This is a genomic window from Streptomyces sp. CB01249, assembly GCF_001905735.1.
GTDB lineage: Bacteria > Actinomycetota > Actinomycetes > Streptomycetales > Streptomycetaceae > Streptomyces.
On the sequence record NZ_LISW01000001.1, the window covers coordinates 1,235,634 to 1,254,488 of the forward strand.

An 18,855-nucleotide genomic window follows, 5' to 3' on the forward strand; every position below is an offset into this window, starting at 1 on the left:
CCGTGCCCGCGATCCAGCTCAACCTGCGCGTCACCCTCGTCATCGCCATGGCGGCGCTTCTCGGGATCGTCGCCTTCTTCTGGCCGTTCGTCGTGGCGCCGGGCACCTTCGGGTCGAACTACGCACCGCCCCTGATCTTCGGCGTGCTGCTCGTCCTGATCCTGTGCGTCGTGCTCTCCGAGATCGCCGAGGGCGGCATCGACTCCAAGGCCCTCGCCATGCTGGGGGTGCTGTCCGCCGTCAACGCCGCGCTGCGCCCCCTCGGCGCGGGCACGGCGGGCATCGAGACCGTCTTCTTCGTCCTCGTTCTCGCAGGCCGGGTCTTCGGCCCGGGCTTCGGCTTCACCCTCGGCTGCACCTCGCTGTTCACCTCCGCGCTCATCACCGGCGGCGTCGGCCCCTGGATGCCGTACCAGATGTTCGGCTGCGCCTTCGTCGGCATGCTCGCCGGGTTCCTCCCGCGTGCCACCGGCCGCCGCGAAGTACTCCTGCTCGCCGTCTACGGCTCCCTGTCGGGATACCTCTTCGGATTCCTCCTCAACCTCTCCTTCTGGCCGTTCTCCCTCGACCCGAACAGCTCCATCGCCTACCTGCCCGGCCTGCCCTTCACCGAGCAGTGGCACCGGTACGTCGCCTTCGACCTGGCCACCTCCCTCGGCTGGGACACCGGCCGCGCCGTGACGAACTTCGTGTGCGTCATGCTCGCCGGCCCCGCCGTGCTCACGACCTTCCGCCGTGCCTCCCGCCGGGCCCGCTTCCGCGCCCCGGCCCGCTTCACCGCACCTCAGCCGGTGGACCGCCCCGGGGGTCATGAGACGATGACCGCCGAATCGGGCGACGGGAGCTGAGGAAGCCGGTGTGAATCCGGCGCGGTCCCGCCACTGTGACCGGGCACGACCCGGGAGCCAGACACTCACACCGTCGCCACCTCCACGATGTCCGGGGCGGACCTCCCCGGTGAGAGGCGGACGGCCGCATGCCGGAAACAACTGGCCCTGCCGCAACGGCTTCCGCGCCCAGCAGGGTGACGGTGTGCCGGGACTGCTGCTGCGGCACGGTCAAGGTGCCGGGCGACCACGCGGCCCAGACCGCGCGCCTGCGCTCGGCCGTCCCGGTGCGCGTCTCCGCGTGCCTGGACGTGTGCGAACAGGCCAATGTCGTCGTCGTCCAGCCGTCGGCCGAGGCCCGTCGCGCCGGGGCCCGGCCGGTGTGGCTCGGCCTGGTCAACGACCCCGACGCCACCGAGGACGTCATAGCCTGGGTGAACGCCGGAGGCCCGGGCACGGCCCCGATGCCCGAGATCCTCGACCTGTACGCGTTCGACCCGGGCGCGCCCGGCCGGGGGCCGGGACGCGAGTGACGTCCCGGCCCCCGGCAACCCCGTTCAGGAGGAAGGCAGTTCCGCCCGGACGGTACGGGCGGCGGCGACCAGGTTCTCCAGGGAGGCCCGGGTCTCGGGCCAGCCACGGGTCTTGAGGCCGCAGTCGGGGTTCACCCAGAGCCGTTCGGCGGGGATCGCCTTCAGCCCCGTACGCAGCAGCTCTGCGGCCTCCTCGGCGCTCGGGACGCGGGGCGAGTGGATGTCGTAGACCCCCGGTCCCGCCTCACGCGGATAGCCGTGGGCGGCCAGCTCGCTGGCCACCTGCATGTGGGAGCGGGCGGCCTCCAGGCTGATGACGTCGGCGTCCAGGTCGTCGATGGCCTGGACGATGTCGCCGAACTCCGCGTAGCACATGTGGGTGTGGATCTGGGTGTCCGGCCGCACCCCGCCGGTCGTGAGCCGGAACGCCTCCGTGGCCCAGGCCAGGTAGTCCGCCCGGTCGGCCGCCCGCAGCGGCAGCGTCTCGCGCAGGGCGGGCTCGTCCACCTGGATCACCGAAGTACCGCTCACCTCCAGGTCGTTGACCTCGTCGCGCAGGGCGAGAGCCACCTGCCGGGCGGTCTCCCCGAGCGGCAGGTCGTCGCGGACGAACGACCAGGCGAGCATGGTGACCGGACCCGTGAGCATGCCCTTGACCGGGCGGTCGCTCAGCGACTGGGCGTACGAGGTCCAGCGCACCGTCATCGGCTCGGGGCGCGAGATGTCCCCGGCGAGGACCGGCGGACGCACGTACCGGGTGCCGTACGACTGCACCCAGCCGTGCTGGGTGGCGAGGTACCCGGTCAGCTGCTCGGCGAAGTACTGCACCATGTCGTTGCGTTCGGGCTCGCCATGCACCAGGACGTCGATGCCCGTCTTCTCCTGGAAGGAGATGACCTCCTGGATCTCCGTCCGGATGCGCTCCTCGTAACCCGCCGTGTCGATGCGTCCGGCGCGCAGGTCGGCGCGGGCCGTCCGCAGCTCGCCGGTCTGCGGGAACGAACCGATGGTCGTCGTCGGCAGCAACGGCAGTCCCAGGTGCGCCCGTTGGGCCGCGGCCCGCTCGGCGTACGGCTGGGAGCGGCGGCCGTCCGCGTCCGTCACGGCCTCCGCCCGGGCGCGTACGGCCGGGTCCCGGGTGATCGGGGAGTCCGCCCGGGAGGCCAGCGCGGCCTTGTTGGCGGAGAGCTCGCCGGAGATGGCGTCGGTGCCCTGCGCGAGAGCCTTCGCCAGGGTGACGATCTCGGCGGTCTTCTGCCGGGCGAAGGCCAGCCAGCGCACGATCTGCGGATCGATGTCCCGTTCGGCGGCGGCGTCCAGCGGCACGTGCAGCAGCGAGCAGGAGGCGGCCACGTCGACGCGGTCGGCCAGCCCGAGGAGGGTGCCGAGCGTGGACAGCGACTTCTGGAGGTCGTTGATCCAGATGTTGCGGCCGTTGACGACACCGGCGACCAGGCGCTTGCCGGGGAGTCCGCCGACGGCCGCGAGGGCGTCCAGGTTGGCGGCGGCGGAGTCGGTGAAGTCCAGCGCCAGGCCCTCGACGGGGGCCTTGGCCAGGACCGGAAGCGCCTCGCCCAGCCGGTGGAAATAGGAGGCGACGAGCAGCTTCGGGCGGTCGGTGAGCGCGCCGAGGTCGCGGTAGGTGCGCTCGGCCGCGTTGAGCTCGGCCGGGGTGCGGTCCTGGACGAGCGCCGGCTCGTCCAGCTGCACCCACTCGGCACCCGCCGCGCGCAGATCCGCCAGGACCTCCGCGTACACCGGCAGCAGCCGGTCCAGCAGGGTCAGCGGCTCGAAGTCGGCGGGCACGCCGGGAGCGGGCTTGGCCAGCAGGAGATAGGTGACGGGGCCGACCAGCACCGGCCGCGCGGCAAGGCCCTGGGCCAGGGCCTCCTTGAGCTCCGCGACCTGCTTGGCGGAGTCCGCGGTGAAGACGGTGCCGGGGCCGAGCTCGGGGACCAGGTAGTGGTAGTTCGTATCGAACCACTTGGTCATCTCCAGCGGCGCCACGTCCTGGGTGCCCCGGGCCATGGCGAAGTAGCCGTCCACCGCGTCGGCCGCGACGGCCTCGCGGTGGCGCTCGGGGATGGCACCGACCATGACGGTGGTGTCCAGGACGTGGTCATAGAACGAGAAGTCACCGGTGGGGACTTCCTGGATGCCGGCGTCGGCGAGCTGCTGCCGGTTGTCGCGCCGGAGCTGCGCGGCGGTCTGCCGGAGGGCGTCCGCGCTGACGCGGCCCTTCCAGTAGCCCTCGACGGCCTTCTTCAGCTCCCGGTCCTGGCCCTGGCGGGGGTAGCCGTACACGGTGGCGCGTGCTGCCGCGGCTGCGGACTTGGATGTCACGGAGATCTCCTTCGCGAGATGAATCCCTGAGATCCCGGAGACGGGACGGGGGCGCGAAGGTGACGACGACCCGACGGACACGGTCTGCGCGCGGCGCGGCGCGGCTGTTCCGTCTGGTGTGTACGCCGACCCGCCCACGAGGTCACCGGGATGTCCGCGTACGGAATGGTCCGTGCGCGGGCAGTTGGCAGGTCTTCGGACTCGCGGGCACACCCTCCGTACCGGAGGACACCTACTGGCCGTCGCTTCCCAGACCCGTCCCGGGTCCAGTGCGTATGACGGCGGTCGTTCCCGCTCACCGCTGCGGGGCAGTCCCGGATTCCCACCGGGTTCCCTCTTACGACACCCCGCCTGGCGGACGGGGCGAACCAGCTGCTGCGGCCACCTTACGCGGTGCCGCCGGGGGGAGGGGCACCCGTCTCACGCCGGGCTCCGCCGGTCCTCGGCCGGTCCTCAGCCCTGCCAGGGCGGGCCGGGTCCCGTCGGCAGCCCGGGGGCGAAGCCGGACCACGCCCCGGGCGAGCCCACGGGCCGGTGTCCCTGGAAGACTGGCCGCATGAGCACGGAACAGCGCGCGATCCTCGTCATCGGCATCGGGGCGGGCGACCCCGATCAGCTGACCCTCCAGGCCGTGAAGGCGATCCGGCGCACCGATGTCTTCTTCATCGTCGGCAAGGGCCCCCACAAGGCATCCCTCACCGACCTGCGCCACCACATGATCGAGGACCACGCGCAGGGCCCGTACCGGGTGGTCGAGGTCGAGGACCCCAGCCGCGACCGGCGCCCGATGGGTCGCTCCGACTACACGGCGGCCGTCCAGGACTGGCGCGAACGGCGCGGCGAGGTCTTCGAGGAGGCGATGCGCGAGGAGATGGCGGCCGGGGAGACGGGCGCCTTCCTCGTCTGGGGCGACCCCTCCCTGTACGACAGCACGCTGGGCATCCTCGGGGACATCGAGGACCGCGGTGCGCTCTCGGTGAGCGTCGAGGTGATCCCCGGCATCACGAGCGTCGCCTCCCTGACCGCCCGTCACCGGATCCCGCTCAACCAGGTGGGCCGGCCGGTGCACATCACCCCGGCCCGCCGCCTCGCCGACGTCGGCCAGAACGACGACGGCGACATCGTCGTCATGCTCGACGCCCACGAGTCGTTCACCCGGATCGCGGGCGACGACGTGTGGATCTACTGGGGCGCCTACCTCGGCACGCCGGACGAACTCCTCGTCGCCGGACCGGTCCAGGAGGTCTCCGACCGCATCCGGCGGCTGCGCGCCGAGGCCCGCGAGCGGCACGGCTGGATCATGGACACCTATCTGCTGCGCTTCACCCCGCCGACGGACGCCCCGTAAATCAGGGGGCCAGCCCCAGATTCCTGTAGATCTCCGTCGTCACGGTGGAGAAGTTCATGGTCATGAAGTGCAGTCCCGGCGCGTCCTCGGCGATGAGCCGACGGCACATTTCGGTGGCGTGGTCGATTCCGATCGCACGCACGGCGGCCGGGTCGCTCTCCGCGGCCAGCATACGGCCGGCGAGCTCGTCCGGGAATGCGGCCGTGGAAAGCTCCGGAATTCTCCGCAGCGAGCGCAGTGTGGTGACCGGCATGATCTCGGGAATGATGGGTGTGTCGCATCCCGCGGCGGAGACGAGGTCGCGAAACCTCAGGTAGGCGTCCACATCGAAGAACATCTGCGTGATGGCGTAGTCGGCACCGGCCCGGCACTTGTCGATGAAGTGCCGTAGGTCACTGGCGGAATCGGACGATCGCGGATGCATTTCGGGAAATGCCGCGACCCCGACGCAGAAGTTGCCCGACTTCTTGATCAGGGCGACCAGTTCCGCCGCGTGGCAGACGCCCTCGGGGTGTCGCGTCCAGGTGCCCAGGGGATCACCGGGCGGGTCGCCGCGCAGGGCCAGAATATTGCGGACTCCCTGGTCGGCGTAGTGACCGAGGATGTTGCGCAGTTCGGCCACGCTGTGGTCGACGGCCGTCAGATGGGCGACGGGGGTGAGGGTCGTCTCCTGCGCGATACGCCCTGTGACATTGATGGTGCGGCCCCGCGTGGAGCCGCCCGCGCCATAGGTCACCGAAACGAAAGTGGGCGAAAGGGATTCCAGTTTGCGGATGGCTTTCCAGAGGCCTGCCTCGGCCTCCGGGGTGCGCGGGGGCATGAACTCGAACGAATAGGAGCGGTCCCCCTCGGAGAGGAGATCGCGAATCGACTGAGCACTGTCCGACCGTGTGCTTGGGGTACCGAGAGCCATGGCGGAACCTTAGCGACAAGGTGAACTCCGCAGGATCGCAGTCCACTTTTTGATACGGTCTCCGGAAGTCGTTCATGCTTTTCCGGATCCCCCTGTACAGCGTGAATGCGGATGGGACATGCTTTCCCCATGAATGCGCACCCCCGTCCTTCTTCCGCGGCGCTGTCCTGGGACCGCTGCGGTGTCATGGGAATCGTGAATGTGACACCGGACTCGTTCTCCGACGGCGGCCTCTGGCTCGACCCGGGACGGGCCGTCGCGCACGGCCTCGAACTCGTCGCCGAAGGCGCGGACCTGATCGATGTCGGAGGGGAGTCCACGCGTCCCGGCGCCTCGCGGATCACCGGCGAGGAGGAGCTGAGGCGCGTGCTGCCCGTGGTGCGCGGTCTGGTCGCGGGCGGGGCCGCGGTGAGCGTCGACACCATGCGGGCTTCGGTGGCGCGGGCGGCGGTCGAGGCGGGAGCCTGTCTGATCAACGATGTGAGCGGCGGCCTCGCGGACCCCGGCATGGCCGCGGCCGCCGCCCGCAGCGGCGTCCCGTTCGTGGTCATGCACTGGCGCGGCCCTTCCGACGCCATGGACGGACTGGCCGGTTACGCGGACGTGCGCGCGGACGTCGTCCGCGAGCTGGACCGGCAGGTCGACGCGGTCGTGTCCGCCGGAGTCGACCCCGGCCGGATCATCGTCGACCCCGGGCTGGGATTCGCCAAGGACCGCGACGGCGACTGGGAACTGCTCGGCGGCATGGACGAACTGACCCGGCTGGGCTTCCCCGTCCTGGTGGGGGCCTCCCGCAAACGGTTCCTCGGCACACTGCTCGCCGACCCGGTGACCGGTGCGCCCCGTCCCGCCCGTGACCGCGACGCCGCCACCGCCGCGGTCTCCGCGCTGGCCGCCGCACGAGGCGCATGGGCCGTGCGGGTGCACGACGTGGCCGCGTCGGCGGACGCCGTACGCGTCGGATCGGCCCTGCGCCGGGTGGAGACGCGGGGCGGCCGGCACCCGCGTACGGCCGCGATGTCGGGTTCCTGAGGCGCGCCCGGAGGCCGCCGTCACCTGCGAGACCTCGCCCGCGTCGGTCATGGAGTCCTCCCTCGAGAGACGTATCCCTGGGATCCCGAGGACTCGCGTGCGCGAAGGAAGCGACAGAAGCGGAGGTACGACCAAGGCGCGGCAAAGGCGCGGTCGTCCGCCGGATATGTACGCCGACCCACCCACGAGGCCACCGGAATGTCCGCGCACGCGTCGTACGCGCACGGGCAGTTGGCAGGTCTTCGGACTCGCGGGCACACCCTCCGTACCGGAGGACACCTAATGGCCGTCGCTTCCCGGACCCGTCCCGGGTCCAGTGCGTATGACGGCGGTCGTTCCCGCTCACCGCTGCGGGGCAGTCCCGGATTCCCACCGGGTTCCCTCTTGCGACGCGTCCCGCCTGGCGGACGGGGCGTACCAGCTGCGGGGCCCACCCTACGACATGCCGGGGCGCACCTCTGGATTTACTAGGACGTCCAACTATATAGTCGCGAGTACAAGGCCCGCGGTGCAGGGAAGCCGGTGCGAATCCGGCACGGTCCCGCCACTGTGACCGGGGAGTACGCCGTCGAGCGTTACGCCACTGACGAGTTGGACGTCGGGAAGGCGGACGGCGCGCGCTGATCCGGGAGTCAGGATACCGGCCGCGGGATGTTCTGTGTTGTCCACGAGGATGGAGCTGACACGCATGGCACCGGTATGTATCCACGACCCAGGTGAGCCCGCCGTCTGACGGGGCCTCCGGCCATTCGCGATCTCGCGCCCACCGCACCCGTACGCCTCCGGCGCGGGTGCGCGCCCCGGCGCGCCATCCCCGGATCCCTCCTGACGGGAGCAGGCAGTCATGGTCCGCGAGCACGAACGCGCCTCCGTGCGCGAGTTGACCCACTTCGTCGGCGGAAAGAGCGTCCCGGGAACGTCGGGGGCGTACGGCGAGGTGTACGACCCCAACACCGGCGAGGTCCAGGCCCTGGTGCCCCTCGCCGACCGCACCGAGACGGAGGCGGTCATCGCCGATGCCGTCGAGGCGCAGCGCGGATGGGGCGAGTGGAACCCGCAGCGGCGCGCGCGGGTCTTCATGAAGTTCCTCCAACTGGTGGAGGGGGAGAAGGACGCGCTGGCCCGGCTGCTGTCGGCCGAGCACGGCAAGACGGTCGCCGACGCGCACGGCGACATCCAACGGGGCCTGGAAGTCGTGGAGTTCGCGGCCGGCATCCCGCACCTGCTCAAGGGGGAGTTCACCGACAACGCCGGTACCGGCATCGACGTCCACTCGCTGCGCTCCCCGCTCGGCGTCGTCGCCGGGATCACCCCGTTCAACTTCCCCGCGATGATTCCCCTGTGGAAGGCCGCGCCCGCCCTCGCCTGCGGCAACGCCTTCATCCTCAAGCCCTCGGAGCGCGACCCCTCCGTCCCCCTGCGGCTCGCCGAACTGTTCGTGGAGGCAGGGCTGCCGCCCGGCGTCCTGAACGTCGTCAACGGCGGTCGCGAGACCGTCGACACCCTCCTCGAAGACCCACGGGTCGCCGCCCTCGGCTTCGTCGGCTCCACTCCGGTCGCCGCACACGTCTACGCCACGGCCGCCGCGCACGGCAAGCGCGCCCAGTGCTTCGGCGGGGCCAAGAACCACATGATCGTGATGCCGGACGCCGATCTCGACCAGGCCGTCGACGCCCTGATCGGTGCGGGCTACGGCTCGGCGGGGGAGCGCTGCATGGCGATCTCCGTCGCCGTCCCGGTCGGTGAGGAGACCGCTGACGCGCTGGTGACCCGGCTGAAGGAGCGCATCGGCACGCTCCGGATCGGCCGCAGCGACGACCCCGACGCCGACTTCGGCCCGCTGGTCGGCCCGGAGGCCGTCGAACGGGTCCGCTCCTACGTCGGCCTCGGGATCGAGGAGGGCGCCGAACTCGTCGTGGACGGGCGGGACTTCGTTCTGGACGGGCACGAGGGCGGCTTCTTCGCGGGGGCCTCCCTGTTCGACCGGGTGACGCCGTCCATGCGCATCTACCAGGAGGAGATCTTCGGCCCGGTGCTGTGCGTCGTACGCGCCGCCGACTACGAGGAGGCCCTGCGTCTGCCCAGTGAGCACCTGTACGGCAACGGGGTCGCGATCTTCACCCGTGACGGGGACACCGCCCGCGACTTCACCCGCCGCGTCGACACCGGGATGGTCGGCGTCAACGTGCCCATCCCGGTGCCGGTGGCGTACCACACCTTCGGGGGCTGGAAGCGGTCCGGCTTCGGCGACCTCAACCAGCACGGCCCCGACGCCATCCGCTTCTACACCCGCACGAAGACGGTCACCTCGCGCTGGCCCGCCGGCCTGCGCGAGGGTGCCAGCTTCACGATCCCCACGATGGGCTGAGCGGCCATGACCAGCACCCTGCTCACCGAGGACCAGCAGGCCCTCACGGAGACCACCCTCGACTTCGCCCAGGACCACCTGGCCCCGCACGCCCTCGACTGGGACCGCGACAAGCACTTCCCCGTCGACGTCCTGCGCAAGGCCGCGGGGCTCGGACTCGGCGGCGTCTACGTCCGGGAGGAGTCCGGCGGCTCGGGGCTCAGCCGCGCCGACGGCGTCCTCGTCTTCGAGACCCTCGCCTCCGGCTGCCCGTCCATCGCGGGCTACCTCTCCATCCACAACATGGTCGCCTGGATGATCGACCGCTACGGCGACGACGCTCAGCGCGAACGCCATCTGCCCCGGCTGTGCGCCATGGAGGATCTCGCCAGCTACTGCCTGACCGAACCCGGCGCGGGCTCGGACGCCGCCGCCCTCACCACCCGCGCGCAGCGGGACGGGGACGGCTGGCTGCTCACCGGCGTCAAGCAGTTCATCTCCGGGGCCGGAGCCACACAGCTGTACCTCGTCATGGCCCGGACCGGCGGCCAGGGCGCGGACGGCATCTCCGCCTTCCTCGTGGACAAGGACGACCCGGGCCTCTCCTTCGGGCCCAACGAGCGGAAGATGGGCTGGAACGCCCAGCCGACCCGACAGGTGATCCTGGACGGCGTACGCCTCCCCGCCGACCGGCTCATCGGCCGCGAGGGCGAGGGCTTCCGCATCGCCATGAACGGCCTGAACGGCGGCCGCCTCGGCATCGCCGCCTGCTCGCTCGGCGGCGCCCGCAGCGCCCTGGACCGCAGCCTCGCCCACCTCGCCGACCGGGAGGCGTTCGGGCAGCGGCTCCTCGACGCCCAGGCGCTGCGCTTCCGCCTCGCCGACATGGCCACCGAACTCGCCGCCGCCCGCGCCCTGGTGCAGCAGGCCGCCCAGGCCCTGGACCGGGACGATCCGCAGGCCCCGTACCTCTGCGCGATGGCCAAGCGGTTCGCCACCGACACCGGATACGCGGTCGCGGACCGCGCGCTCCAGCTGCACGGCGGCTACGGATACCTCAACGAGTACGGCATCGAGAAGATCGTCCGCGACCTTCGTGTCCACCAGATCCTGGAAGGCACCAACGAGATCATGCGCGTCATCGTCGCCCGGGGACTGACGGAGGCGTTCGGATGAACGACGTCCTCTTCCGTACCACCGGCCACGCCGCCCACATCACCCTCAACCGCCCCAAGGCCCTGAACGCACTCACCCACGAGATGGTGCTCCGCATCGACCGGGCGCTCACCGAGTGGGAGCACGACCCCGCCGTCGAGACCGTCGTCCTCACCGGCGCGGGAGAGCGCGGCCTGTGCGCCGGAGGCGACATCCGGGCCATCCACGACGACGCCCGCCACGGGGACGGCACGGCCGCTGCCGCCTTCTGGCGCGACGAGTACCGCCTCAACGCCCGGATCGCCCGCTACCCCAAGCCGTACGTCGCCGTCATGGACGGCATCGTCATGGGCGGAGGCGTGGGCGTCTCCGCGCACGGAAGCGTGCGGATCGTCACCGAACGGTCCAGGGTCGCCATGCCGGAGACCGGTATCGGCTTCGTCCCCGACGTCGGCGGCACCTACCTGCTCGGCCTCGCCCCCGGCGAACTCGGCACCTTCCTGGCCCTGACCGGCGCACCGATCGGAGCGGCGGACGCCCTGCTCTGCGGGCTCGCCGACCACTTCCTGCCCTCGGCCGCCGTCCCGTCCTTCGTGGCCGATCTCGCCGGGCTGCCGGTACGCGACGCCCTCGCGCGCCATGTGCAGGACCCGCCACCGGGGCAGCTGGCGGCCGGGCGGGCGTGGATCGACGACTGCTTCTCGGCCGGGACCGTCGAGGAGATCGCCAAACGGCTGCTCGCCCAGGACGTGCCGGCCGCCGACGAGACGGGTGTCACCCTGCTCGCCAAGTCCCCGACCGCGCTCAAGGTCACCCTGGCCTCGCTGCGCCGGGCCTGTCGGCTCGGCGCCCTGGAGCGGGTGCTCGACCAGGAGTACCGCGTCTCCCGCGCCTGCCTGCGCAGCCCGGACCTGGTGGAGGGCATCCGGGCCCAGGTCATCGACAAGGACCGCCGGCCGCAGTGGTCGCCCCCGGCGCTCGCCGACGTCACCGAGGCGGACGTCGAGCGGTTCTTCGCCCCGCTGGGCGCGCACGAACTCGGGCTCGCCGCAGCAACCGACACGACCGAGGAGGTGGTCTGGTGAGCAGGACCGTCGCGTTCATCGGGCTCGGACACATGGGCGGCCCGATGGCCGCCAACCTGGCCGAGGCCGGTCACCGGGTGCTCGGCCACGACCTGGTCCCCGTGCTCTTGGAGGCCGCCGCCGGCACCGGCGTGGAGCCGGCCGCCTCCGCCGCCGACGCGGTCGCCCCCGCCGACGTGGTCATCAGCATGCTCCCCGCCGGGCGCCAGGTGCTCGGCCTGTACGACGACATCCTCACCGCGGCCCGGCCGGGCACCCTCTTCGTGGACTGCTCCACGATCGACGTCAGCGACGCGCGGACCGCCCAGGAACGCGCGGCGGCCGCCGGGATGCGGGCCCTGGACGCACCGGTCTCCGGCGGGGTGGTCGGCGCCGAGGCGGGCACCCTCACCTTCATGGCGGGCGGGGGAGAGGCGGAGTTCGCCGAGGCGCTTCCCCTGCTGGAGGTCATGGGCAAGAAGGCCGTGCACTGCGGCGGCGCGGGCGCCGGCCAGGCGGCGAAGGTCTGCAACAACATGATCCTCGGCGTCTCCATGATCGCGGTCAGCGAGGCGTTCGTCCTCGGCGAGAGCCTCGGCCTGACCCACCAGGCGCTGTACGACGTCGCCTCCACGGCCTCCGGGCAGTGCTGGGCGCTCAGCGTCAACTGCCCGGTCCCCGGACCGGTGCCGGCCAGCCCGGCCAACCGCGACTACCGGCCCGGGTTCGCCGCCGCGCTGATGGCCAAGGACCTCGGACTGGCCGCGAACGCACTGCGCGAGGGCGGCATCCACGCGGAACTGGGACTGCGCGCGGCCGAGTTGTACGCCGCCTACGCCGAACAGGTCGGTGACACGGAGGACTTCTCCGGCATCGTACGTACCATCAGGGACCGGACCGGAGACGCCGCATGACCACCGAGTACGAGACCGTCCTGGTCGAACGCAAGGGCCGCACGGCCCTCCTCACCCTCAACCGGCCGAAGGCCCTCAACGCCCTGAACCTCCAGGTCATGAACGACGTCGTGGCCGCGACCGAGGCCCTGGACCGGGACCCCGGCTGCGGCTGCATCGTGATCACCGGATCGGCGAAGGCGTTCGCGGCCGGCGCCGACATCAAGGAGATGCAGCCGCAGGGCTACCTGGACATGTACCTCGCCGACTGGTTCGCGGCCTGGGACCGGCTCGGGCAACTGCGTACCCCGACCGTCGCGGCCGTCGCCGGATACGCCCTGGGCGGCGGCTGCGAGCTGGCCATGCTGTGCGACATCCTGCTCGCCGCCGACACCGCGGTCTTCGGCCAGCCGGAGATCAGGCTCGGGGTGATCCCCGGCATCGGCGGCTCCCAGCGGCTCACCCGGGCGGTGGGCAAGGCCAAGGCCATGGAGCTGTGCCTGACCGGGCGCACGATGGACGCGGAGGAGGCCGAACGGGCGGGGCTGGTCTCGCGGGTTGTGCCCGCCGGTGAACTGCTCGGGGAGGCCCTGGCGGTCGCGGAGACCGTCGCTGGCATGTCGCTGCCGGTGGCGATGATGGCCAAGGAGGCCGTCGGCCGGGCCTTCGAGACGACGCTCACGGAAGGCGTGCGCTTCGAACGCCGCCTGTTCCACGCGGTGTTCGCGACCGCCGACCAGAAGGAGGGCATGGCCGCCTTCACCGACAAGCGGCCACCCGTCTTCGGGCACCGCTGATCCCGTGGCGGGGTGCGTGGCCCCGGAACCCCTCCGGGGCCACGCACGTTCCAGCTCACACGGCCAGGAGAACGGGGACTCGCATGAGCAGGCGTCCACAGCCCTTACGTATCGTCCTGGAAGGGGTGGAGTCGGTCGCCCTCTCGGTCGAGGAGTACGAACAACTCCTCGCGAGCCGGAGACAGGTGGGCGGCCAGAGCGCCCGCCTGCGGGCCCTGGGCGAGAGGATACGGAGAACCGACCAGCTGCTGAGCGACCTCCGGAGACTGGTGGAGGACCCGGGGCCGGAGACCGCCGACGCGGAAGCCCTCCGCAAGGCCGTGGCCGAACTGCTGGACGGCCGGGGCAAGCCCGCCTGAGAACCGCGCCGTCAGAGCACCGTGCTCTCCACCGGATACGGCACATAGGTGCGCCGGTCCGGATCGATGGCGAGCCGCCCGCCGGCCGGCGGACGGGCCCGCTGCGCACAGTCGCGGCGCTCGCAGATCCGGCAGCCCAGGCCGATCGGAGTCGCCGCACGGGGGTCGTCCAGGGCGACGCCCTCGGCATACACGAGCCGGTGGGCGTGGCGCAGTTCGCAGCCCAGCGCGACGGCGAACTCCGCACGCGGCGCCCGGTGCCCGAAGCCACCGCGCGCAACGGTCCGCGCGACCCAGAAGTACCGCTTGCCGTCCGGCATCTCCGCGACCTGGGTCAGGATTCTGCCGGGCGCCGAGAACGCCTCGTACACCGTCCACAGCGGGCAGGTGCCGCCGAGCCGGGAGAAGTGGAAGTCGGAGGCGGACTGGCGCTTGGAGATGTTGCCCGCCCGGTCCACCCGCAGGAAGGAGAACGGCACTCCGCGGCGCCCGGTGCGCTGCAGCGTGCTGAGGCGGTGGCAGACCGTCTCGAACCCGACGCCGAAGCGGGCCGACAGCAGCTCGATGTCGTAGCCCAGCTCCTCGGCGGCGGTGTGGAACGCCGTGTACGGCATCAGCAGGGCGCCCGCGAAGTAGTTGGCCAGGCCGATGCGGGCCAGCGCGGTGGACTGCGGTGAGGTCAGCTCCGCGGCGCTGTCCGCCAGCAGGCCGAGCAGCGGCCCGTGCTCCAGCAGGGCCAGTTGGGTGGCCAGCTGGAAGGCGCGCCGGCCGTCGCTCAGCCAGGGGGAGAGGAACAGCAGCCCGGACTCGGGGACGAAGCGCCGGGCGTCGCCGGTCCGGCCCGGAGCGGCCTGCACGACACGGACGCCGTGGCGCTCGGCGAGCAGCGCCACGAGAGGGTCCGCCGTCCGGCCCGGGCGCAGGTCCAGCGCCTGTGCGGTCCGCTCGGCCTCCTGGTCCAGGGGCTCGAAGTGATTGTGGTGGGCGTAGAAGAAGTCCCGTACCTCGTCGTGCGGCTCCGTGGGAGGCAGCAGCCCGTCGGCCGGTCCCGGCGACCCGGGCGCTCCGAGCGCGGCGGCCTGCTCGACCGTGTCGCGGTAGCGACGGTGCAGCGCGACCAGGGCACGCGCCAGATCGGGCTGGTCGCGGGCCGCCTCGGTGATCTCCTCGGGAGCGAGCGGCGGCAGCCCGCACGCCTCGTCGGCGACCGCCGCCCGCAGATCGGCGGCGAGCCGGTCCTCGTCGGCGTCCGAGAAGAACTCCGCGTCGACCCCGAAGACCTCCGCGATCCGCAGCAGCACGGCGGCGGTCAGCGGGCGCTGACTCTGTTCGAGCTGGTTGGCGTAGCTCGTGGAGATGCCGAGCGCGCGGGCCATCTCCACCTGGTTCATACCGCGCTCCCGGCGGAGCCGGCGCAGCTTCGCATGGGCGTAGACCTTGCGGTCGGTCGCTCCTCGCGCCATCGCGCACCTCCCCGTCACAGGCCGGTGGACACCTCGCGCACCGGCGCCCGCAGATTGCGAATTTAGCATCCGCCTTCTTCGCAGATTCCGCAGATTCGCAGCTCCGGGATGTACATGATCCGCAGATTGGAGAGGTGTCCGGGCCACCCCGGACCGGGCAAGGTCGTCAGCACCGGCAACGATCGTCCACACCCCCGAGGAGTCCCGTGAACGAGCACCACGTCCGTGTCCACCCGAGCGCCGACCGGCTGCCGCGCGAGGAACAGCTCGCCTGGAAGCTGGCCGCCGTGGCCACCGGCACCGAAGCCCCCGAGGCGGACAGCGCCGCCATGGCCGTCAACCGGGTGATCGACAACGCCTCGGTGGCCGTCGCCTCCCTGCTGCGCCGCCCGGTCGCCGTGGCCCGCGCCCAGGCCACCGCCCACGGCCCGGCCGCGCCCGGCGCCTCCGTCTTCGGCAGCACGGCCCGGGTCTCCCCGGAATGGGCCGCCTGGGCCAACGGCACCGCCGTACGCGAGCTGGACTTCCACGACACCTACCTGGCCGCCGACTACTCCCACCCCGGCGACAACATCCCGCCGCTGCTCGCGGTCGCCCAGCACACCGGCCGCTCCGGCGCCGACCTGCTGCGCGGCATCGTCGCCGCGTACGAGCTCCACGTCGCCCTGGTCAAGGGCATCTGCCTGCACGAGCACCGCATCGACCACGTGGCACACCTCAGCGCCGCGACCGCGGGCGGGCTCGGGGCGCTGCTGCGGCTGCCCACCGGGACCGTGTACCAGGCGATCCAGCAGGCCGTGCACACCACCACGGCCACCCGGCAGTCCCGCAAGGGCGAGATCTCCAGCTGGAAGGCGTACGCCCCCGCCTTCGCCGGAAAGGCGGCCATCGAGGCCGTCGACCGGGCGATGCGCGGCGGGACCTCGCCGTCCCCCGTCTACGAGGGCGAGGACGGCTTCCTGGCCTGGATGCTGAACGGCCCGGACTCCGACTACACGGTCCACCTCCCGGAGGCGGGCGAGCCGCGCCGCGCGATCCTCGACACGTACACCAAGGAGCACTCCGCCGAATACCAGGCCCAGGCGATCATCGACCTGGCGCGGCGGCTGCGCGAGAAGGCGGGCCCCCTGGACCGGGTGCGCTCCGTCGTCCTGCACACCAGCCACCACACCCACCACGTCATCGGCTCGGGTGCGAACGACCCGCAGAAGTACGACCCGGCCGCCAGCCGGGAGACCCTGGACCACTCGGTGCCGTACATCTTCGCCGTCGCCCTGGAGGACGGGACCTGGCACCACGAGCGCTCCTACGCCCCCGAGCGGGCCCGGCGCCCGGAGACCGTGGAGCTGTGGCGGAGGATCAGCACCGTCGAGGACCCGGCGTGGACCCGCCGCTACCACGACCCCGACCCGGAGCGCCGGGCCTTCGGCGGCCGTGCCGTGCTCACCCTGGACGACGGCGCCGTGATCGAGGACGAACTCGCCCTCGCCGACGCCCACCCGGCCGGGGCCCGGCCCTTCGACCGCCCGGCGTACGCGGCCAAGTTCCGCACCCTCGCCGAGGGCACGGTCGAGGAGGCCGCGCAGGAGGCGTTCCTGGACACCGCCGCCCGACTCGCGGAGCTCCCGGCGGCCGGTCTGGACGGGCTGTTCCCCGCCGTCGGCCCCGACGCCGTCGCCGCGTACGACGCGCACCTTCCGAAGGGACTGTTCTGATGGTGCTGCACACCCGCACCACCCCCGCCGAGCGCCGTCGCGCGTTCCGCGAGCAGCTGGCCTCGGGCCGTCTGCTGCGCGTCCCCGGCGCGGTCAACCCGTTGTCGGCCCGGCTCATCCAGGACACCGGCTTCGACGCCGTCTACCTGTCGGGGGCCGTGCTCGCCGCCGACCTGGGCCTCCCCGACATCGGCCTGACCACCTCGGCCGAGGTCGCCGCCCGCGCCCAGCAGACGGCCCGCGTCACCGACCTGCCCGTCCTGGTCGACGCCGACACCGGATTCGGTGAACCCCTGAACGCCGCCCGCACCGTCCAGCTCCTGGAGGACGCCGGAGTCGCCGGACTCCACCTGGAGGACCAGGTCAACCCCAAGCGCTGCGGCCACCTCGACGGCAAGACCCTCGCCCCGCGCGAGGAGATGGCCCGCCGCGTCCGGGCCGCCGTCGACGCCCGCCGGGACCCGGACTTCCTGCTGATGGCCCGTACGGACGCACGCTCGGTCGAGGGCCTGGACGCCGCGATCGACCGGGCCAAGGCGTACGTCGACGCGGGGGCGGACGCGATCTTCCCGGAGGCTCTGGCGGACGCCGCCGAGTACGAGGCGTTCCGCGCGGCGCTGGACGTACCGCTCCTCGCGAACCTCACCGAGTTCGGCAAGACCCCGCTGCTCGACACCGCCACCCTGGAAGACCTCGGCTACAACATCGCGCTCTACCCGGTCACCCTGCTGCGCCTCGCCATGGGCGCGGTGGAGGACGGGCTGCGCACCATCGCCGCGGAAGGCACCCAGGCATCGCTGCTGCCGCGCATGCAGACCCGCTCCCGCCTGTACGAACTCCTCGGCTACGAGGACTACGCGGCCTTCGACTCGGCCGTCTTCGACTTCACCCTCCCGCCCGGCACCTGATCCACGAAGGCAGGCACCCCATGACCACCACCACGCCCGAGATCCGCCGCGGCCTCGCCGGTGTCGTCATCGACACCACCGGGATCTCCACCGTCATCCAGGAGACCAACTCCCTCACGTACCGCGGCTATCCGGTCCAGGAGCTGGCCGCTCGTCGCTCCTTCGAGGAGACCGCCCACCTCCTGTGGTACGGCGAACTCCCCGACGCCGCCCAGCTCCAGGACTTCACGGCCCGCGAGCGCGCCCTGCGCCCCTTGGACCGCACCACGCTGGAACTGCTCACCCGGCTGCCGGAGACCTGCCACCCGATGGACGTGCTGCGCACCGCCGTCAGCTTCTTCGGCGCCGAGGACCCCACCGAGGACGACGGCTCGCCCGCCGCCAACCGGGCCAAGTCCCTGACCCTGTTCGCCAAGCTGCCCACCGTGGTCGCGGCGGACCAGCGGCGGCGGCGCGGGCTGGCACCCATCCCGCCCGACCCCTCGCTGGGCTACGCCGAGAACTTCTTCCACATGTGCTTCGGCCACGTGCCCGCCCCCGAGGTGGTCCGCTGCTTCGAGATCTCCCTGACGCTGTACGCCGAGCACAGCTTCAACGCCTCCACCTTCACCGCCCGGGTCGTCACCTCCACGCTCTCCGACCTCTACAGTGCGGTGACGGCGGCGATCGGCGCCCTCAAGGGCCCGCTGCACGGCGGCGCCAACGAAGCGGTGATGCACATGCTGCTGGAGATCGGTGACCCCCGGCGCGCCGAGGAATGGCTGGACGAGGCACTGGCGGCCGAGCGGAAGATCATGGGCTTCGGACACCGCGTCTACAAGAACGGCGACTCCCGCGTCCCGATCATGCAGGAGGCGTTGGACCGGCTCGTGGCCCGGGCGGGCGACCCGGAGGTCACCCGGCTGGCCACACTGCACGCGGCCCTGAGGCACGCGATGATCACCCGCAAGGGCATCCACCCGAACCTGGACTACCCCGCCGGGCTCGCCTACCACCTGATGGGCTTCGACATCGCGGCCTTCACGCCCCTCTTCGTGATGAGCAGGATCACCGGCTGGACGGCGCACATCACCGAACAGTTGGCGCACAACGCGCTGATCCGCCCCCTGGCCTCGTACGACGGCCCGGGCCAGCGAGTCGTGCCGGGCGCCGCCTAGC

Annotated in this window: 16 protein-coding genes and 4 riboswitches; of the genes, 13 read left to right on the plus strand and 3 right to left on the minus strand. The window is 72.0% G+C overall.

Annotated features, from left to right (window positions below; genetic code table 11):
- Positions 1 to 47: 47 nt before the first annotated feature.
- Entirely contained in the window at positions 48 to 848 is an 801-nt protein-coding gene (locus AMK18_RS05205; protein WP_241836504.1) for an ECF transporter S component, read from the plus strand.
- Positions 807 to 930, plus strand: a riboswitch (cobalamin riboswitch). Its footprint overlaps the gene before it by 42 nt.
- Positions 931 to 976: 46 nt before the next feature.
- Entirely contained in the window at positions 977 to 1,360 is a 384-nt protein-coding gene (locus AMK18_RS05210; RefSeq protein ID WP_073861811.1) for a hypothetical protein, read from the plus strand.
- A 24-nt stretch (positions 1,361 to 1,384) separates the two neighbouring features.
- Here AMK18_RS05210 and metE read toward each other — a convergent pair whose 3' ends face one another.
- A complete protein-coding gene (gene metE, locus AMK18_RS05215; protein ID WP_073861812.1) occupies positions 1,385 to 3,703 on the minus strand; it encodes a 5-methyltetrahydropteroyltriglutamate--homocysteine S-methyltransferase in 2,319 nt (772 codons plus the stop codon).
- A 181-nt stretch (positions 3,704 to 3,884) separates the two neighbouring features.
- A riboswitch (cobalamin riboswitch) is annotated at positions 3,885 to 4,078 on the minus strand.
- 181 nt (positions 4,079 to 4,259) lie between these two features.
- Here metE and cobF point away from each other — a divergent pair.
- Positions 4,260 to 5,051, plus strand: coding sequence for a precorrin-6A synthase (deacetylating) (gene cobF, locus AMK18_RS05220; RefSeq protein WP_073861813.1), 792 nt, complete (start codon positions 4,260 to 4,262; stop codon positions 5,049 to 5,051).
- Position 5,052: 1 nt separating this feature from the next.
- On the opposite strand, the gene metF is transcribed toward cobF, so the two are convergent.
- A complete protein-coding gene (gene metF, locus AMK18_RS05225) occupies positions 5,053 to 5,964 on the minus strand; it encodes a methylenetetrahydrofolate reductase [NAD(P)H] (RefSeq protein ID WP_073861814.1) in 912 nt (303 codons plus the stop codon).
- 186 nt (positions 5,965 to 6,150) lie between these two features.
- On the opposite strand from metF, the gene folP reads away from it, so the two are divergent.
- The 7 genes from folP (at position 6,151) to AMK18_RS05260 (ending at position 13,611) form a co-directional block, all read left to right on the plus strand.
- Positions 6,151 to 6,996 carry a dihydropteroate synthase gene (folP, locus tag AMK18_RS05230; RefSeq protein WP_073861815.1) on the plus strand — a complete coding sequence of 282 codons (846 nt, stop codon included), beginning with the start codon at positions 6,151 to 6,153 and terminating at the stop codon, positions 6,994 to 6,996.
- A 216-nt stretch (positions 6,997 to 7,212) separates the two neighbouring features.
- A riboswitch (cobalamin riboswitch) is annotated at positions 7,213 to 7,433 on the minus strand.
- Between the two features lie 52 nt (positions 7,434 to 7,485).
- A riboswitch (cobalamin riboswitch) is annotated at positions 7,486 to 7,659 on the plus strand.
- Positions 7,660 to 7,840: 181 nt separating this feature from the next.
- A complete protein-coding gene (locus AMK18_RS05235) occupies positions 7,841 to 9,364 on the plus strand; it encodes a CoA-acylating methylmalonate-semialdehyde dehydrogenase (protein ID WP_073861816.1) in 1,524 nt (507 codons plus the stop codon).
- Between the two features lie 6 nt (positions 9,365 to 9,370).
- Complete coding sequence (locus tag AMK18_RS05240) at positions 9,371 to 10,519, plus strand: acyl-CoA dehydrogenase family protein (protein WP_073861817.1); 1,149 nt, start codon at positions 9,371 to 9,373, stop codon at positions 10,517 to 10,519.
- A complete protein-coding gene (locus AMK18_RS05245; protein ID WP_073861818.1) occupies positions 10,516 to 11,583 on the plus strand; it encodes an enoyl-CoA hydratase/isomerase family protein in 1,068 nt (355 codons plus the stop codon). Before AMK18_RS05240 ends, AMK18_RS05245 begins: the two co-directional genes overlap by 4 nt.
- A complete protein-coding gene (gene mmsB, locus AMK18_RS05250; RefSeq protein WP_073861819.1) occupies positions 11,580 to 12,476 on the plus strand; it encodes a 3-hydroxyisobutyrate dehydrogenase in 897 nt (298 codons plus the stop codon). The genes AMK18_RS05245 and mmsB overlap by 4 nt, the downstream gene beginning before the upstream one ends.
- Positions 12,473 to 13,252, plus strand: a complete 780-nt coding sequence (locus AMK18_RS05255; RefSeq protein WP_073861820.1) for an enoyl-CoA hydratase — start codon at positions 12,473 to 12,475, stop codon at positions 13,250 to 13,252. Before mmsB ends, AMK18_RS05255 begins: the two co-directional genes overlap by 4 nt.
- Before the next feature lie 83 nt (positions 13,253 to 13,335).
- Positions 13,336 to 13,611, plus strand: coding sequence for a hypothetical protein (locus tag AMK18_RS05260; protein WP_073861821.1), 276 nt, complete (start codon positions 13,336 to 13,338; stop codon positions 13,609 to 13,611).
- Positions 13,612 to 13,622: 11 nt separating this feature from the next.
- Here the strand turns inward: AMK18_RS05260 and AMK18_RS05265 are convergent, their stop codons facing one another.
- Complete coding sequence (locus tag AMK18_RS05265) at positions 13,623 to 15,074, minus strand: short-chain fatty acyl-CoA regulator family protein (RefSeq protein ID WP_073861822.1); 1,452 nt, start codon at positions 15,072 to 15,074, stop codon at positions 13,623 to 13,625.
- Between the two features lie 206 nt (positions 15,075 to 15,280).
- Between AMK18_RS05265 and AMK18_RS05270 the strand changes: the two genes are divergently transcribed.
- The 3 genes from AMK18_RS05270 to AMK18_RS05280 are packed head-to-tail and all read left to right on the plus strand — an operon-like array spanning position 15,281 to position 18,854.
- Positions 15,281 to 16,789: an MmgE/PrpD family protein gene (locus AMK18_RS05270; RefSeq protein WP_073861823.1), complete on the plus strand. Its 1,509-nt coding sequence runs from the start codon at positions 15,281 to 15,283 to the stop codon at positions 16,787 to 16,789.
- The gene (gene prpB, locus AMK18_RS05275; RefSeq protein ID WP_079199226.1) at positions 16,789 to 17,697 is read left to right on the plus strand and encodes a methylisocitrate lyase; all 909 of its coding nucleotides are present in this window, start codon (positions 16,789 to 16,791) and stop codon (positions 17,695 to 17,697) included. Before AMK18_RS05270 ends, prpB begins: the two co-directional genes overlap by 1 nt.
- Positions 17,698 to 17,717: 20 nt before the next feature.
- On the plus strand, positions 17,718 to 18,854 hold the full coding sequence (locus tag AMK18_RS05280; RefSeq protein WP_073861824.1) for a bifunctional 2-methylcitrate synthase/citrate synthase: 1,137 nt from the start codon (positions 17,718 to 17,720) through the stop codon (positions 18,852 to 18,854).
- The last annotated feature ends 1 nt before the right edge of the window (position 18,855 follow it).

Bases quoted from the DNA above. Each gene is read 5' to 3' on its own strand.
- AMK18_RS05205 (WP_241836504.1), top strand. From the start codon at position 48: ATGGCGGCGCTTCTCGGGATCGTCGCCTTCTTCTGGCCGTTCGTCGTG.
- folP (WP_073861815.1), top strand. From the start codon at position 6,151: ATGGGAATCGTGAATGTGACACCGGACTCGTTCTCCGACGGCGGCCTC.
- prpB (WP_079199226.1), top strand. From the start codon at position 16,789: ATGGTGCTGCACACCCGCACCACCCCCGCCGAGCGCCGTCGCGCGTTC.
- AMK18_RS05235 (WP_073861816.1), top strand. From the start codon at position 7,841: ATGGTCCGCGAGCACGAACGCGCCTCCGTGCGCGAGTTGACCCACTTC.
- AMK18_RS05280 (WP_073861824.1), top strand. From the start codon at position 17,718: ATGACCACCACCACGCCCGAGATCCGCCGCGGCCTCGCCGGTGTCGTC.
- AMK18_RS05255 (WP_073861820.1), top strand. From the start codon at position 12,473: ATGACCACCGAGTACGAGACCGTCCTGGTCGAACGCAAGGGCCGCACG.
- cobF (WP_073861813.1), top strand. From the start codon at position 4,260: ATGAGCACGGAACAGCGCGCGATCCTCGTCATCGGCATCGGGGCGGGC.
- metF (WP_073861814.1), bottom strand. From the start codon at position 5,964: ATGGCTCTCGGTACCCCAAGCACACGGTCGGACAGTGCTCAGTCGATT.
- AMK18_RS05240 (WP_073861817.1), top strand. From the start codon at position 9,371: ATGACCAGCACCCTGCTCACCGAGGACCAGCAGGCCCTCACGGAGACC.
- AMK18_RS05245 (WP_073861818.1), top strand. From the start codon at position 10,516: ATGAACGACGTCCTCTTCCGTACCACCGGCCACGCCGCCCACATCACC.
- AMK18_RS05210 (WP_073861811.1), top strand. From the start codon at position 977: ATGCCGGAAACAACTGGCCCTGCCGCAACGGCTTCCGCGCCCAGCAGG.
- AMK18_RS05265 (WP_073861822.1), bottom strand. From the start codon at position 15,074: ATGGCGCGAGGAGCGACCGACCGCAAGGTCTACGCCCATGCGAAGCTG.
- AMK18_RS05260 (WP_073861821.1), top strand. From the start codon at position 13,336: ATGAGCAGGCGTCCACAGCCCTTACGTATCGTCCTGGAAGGGGTGGAG.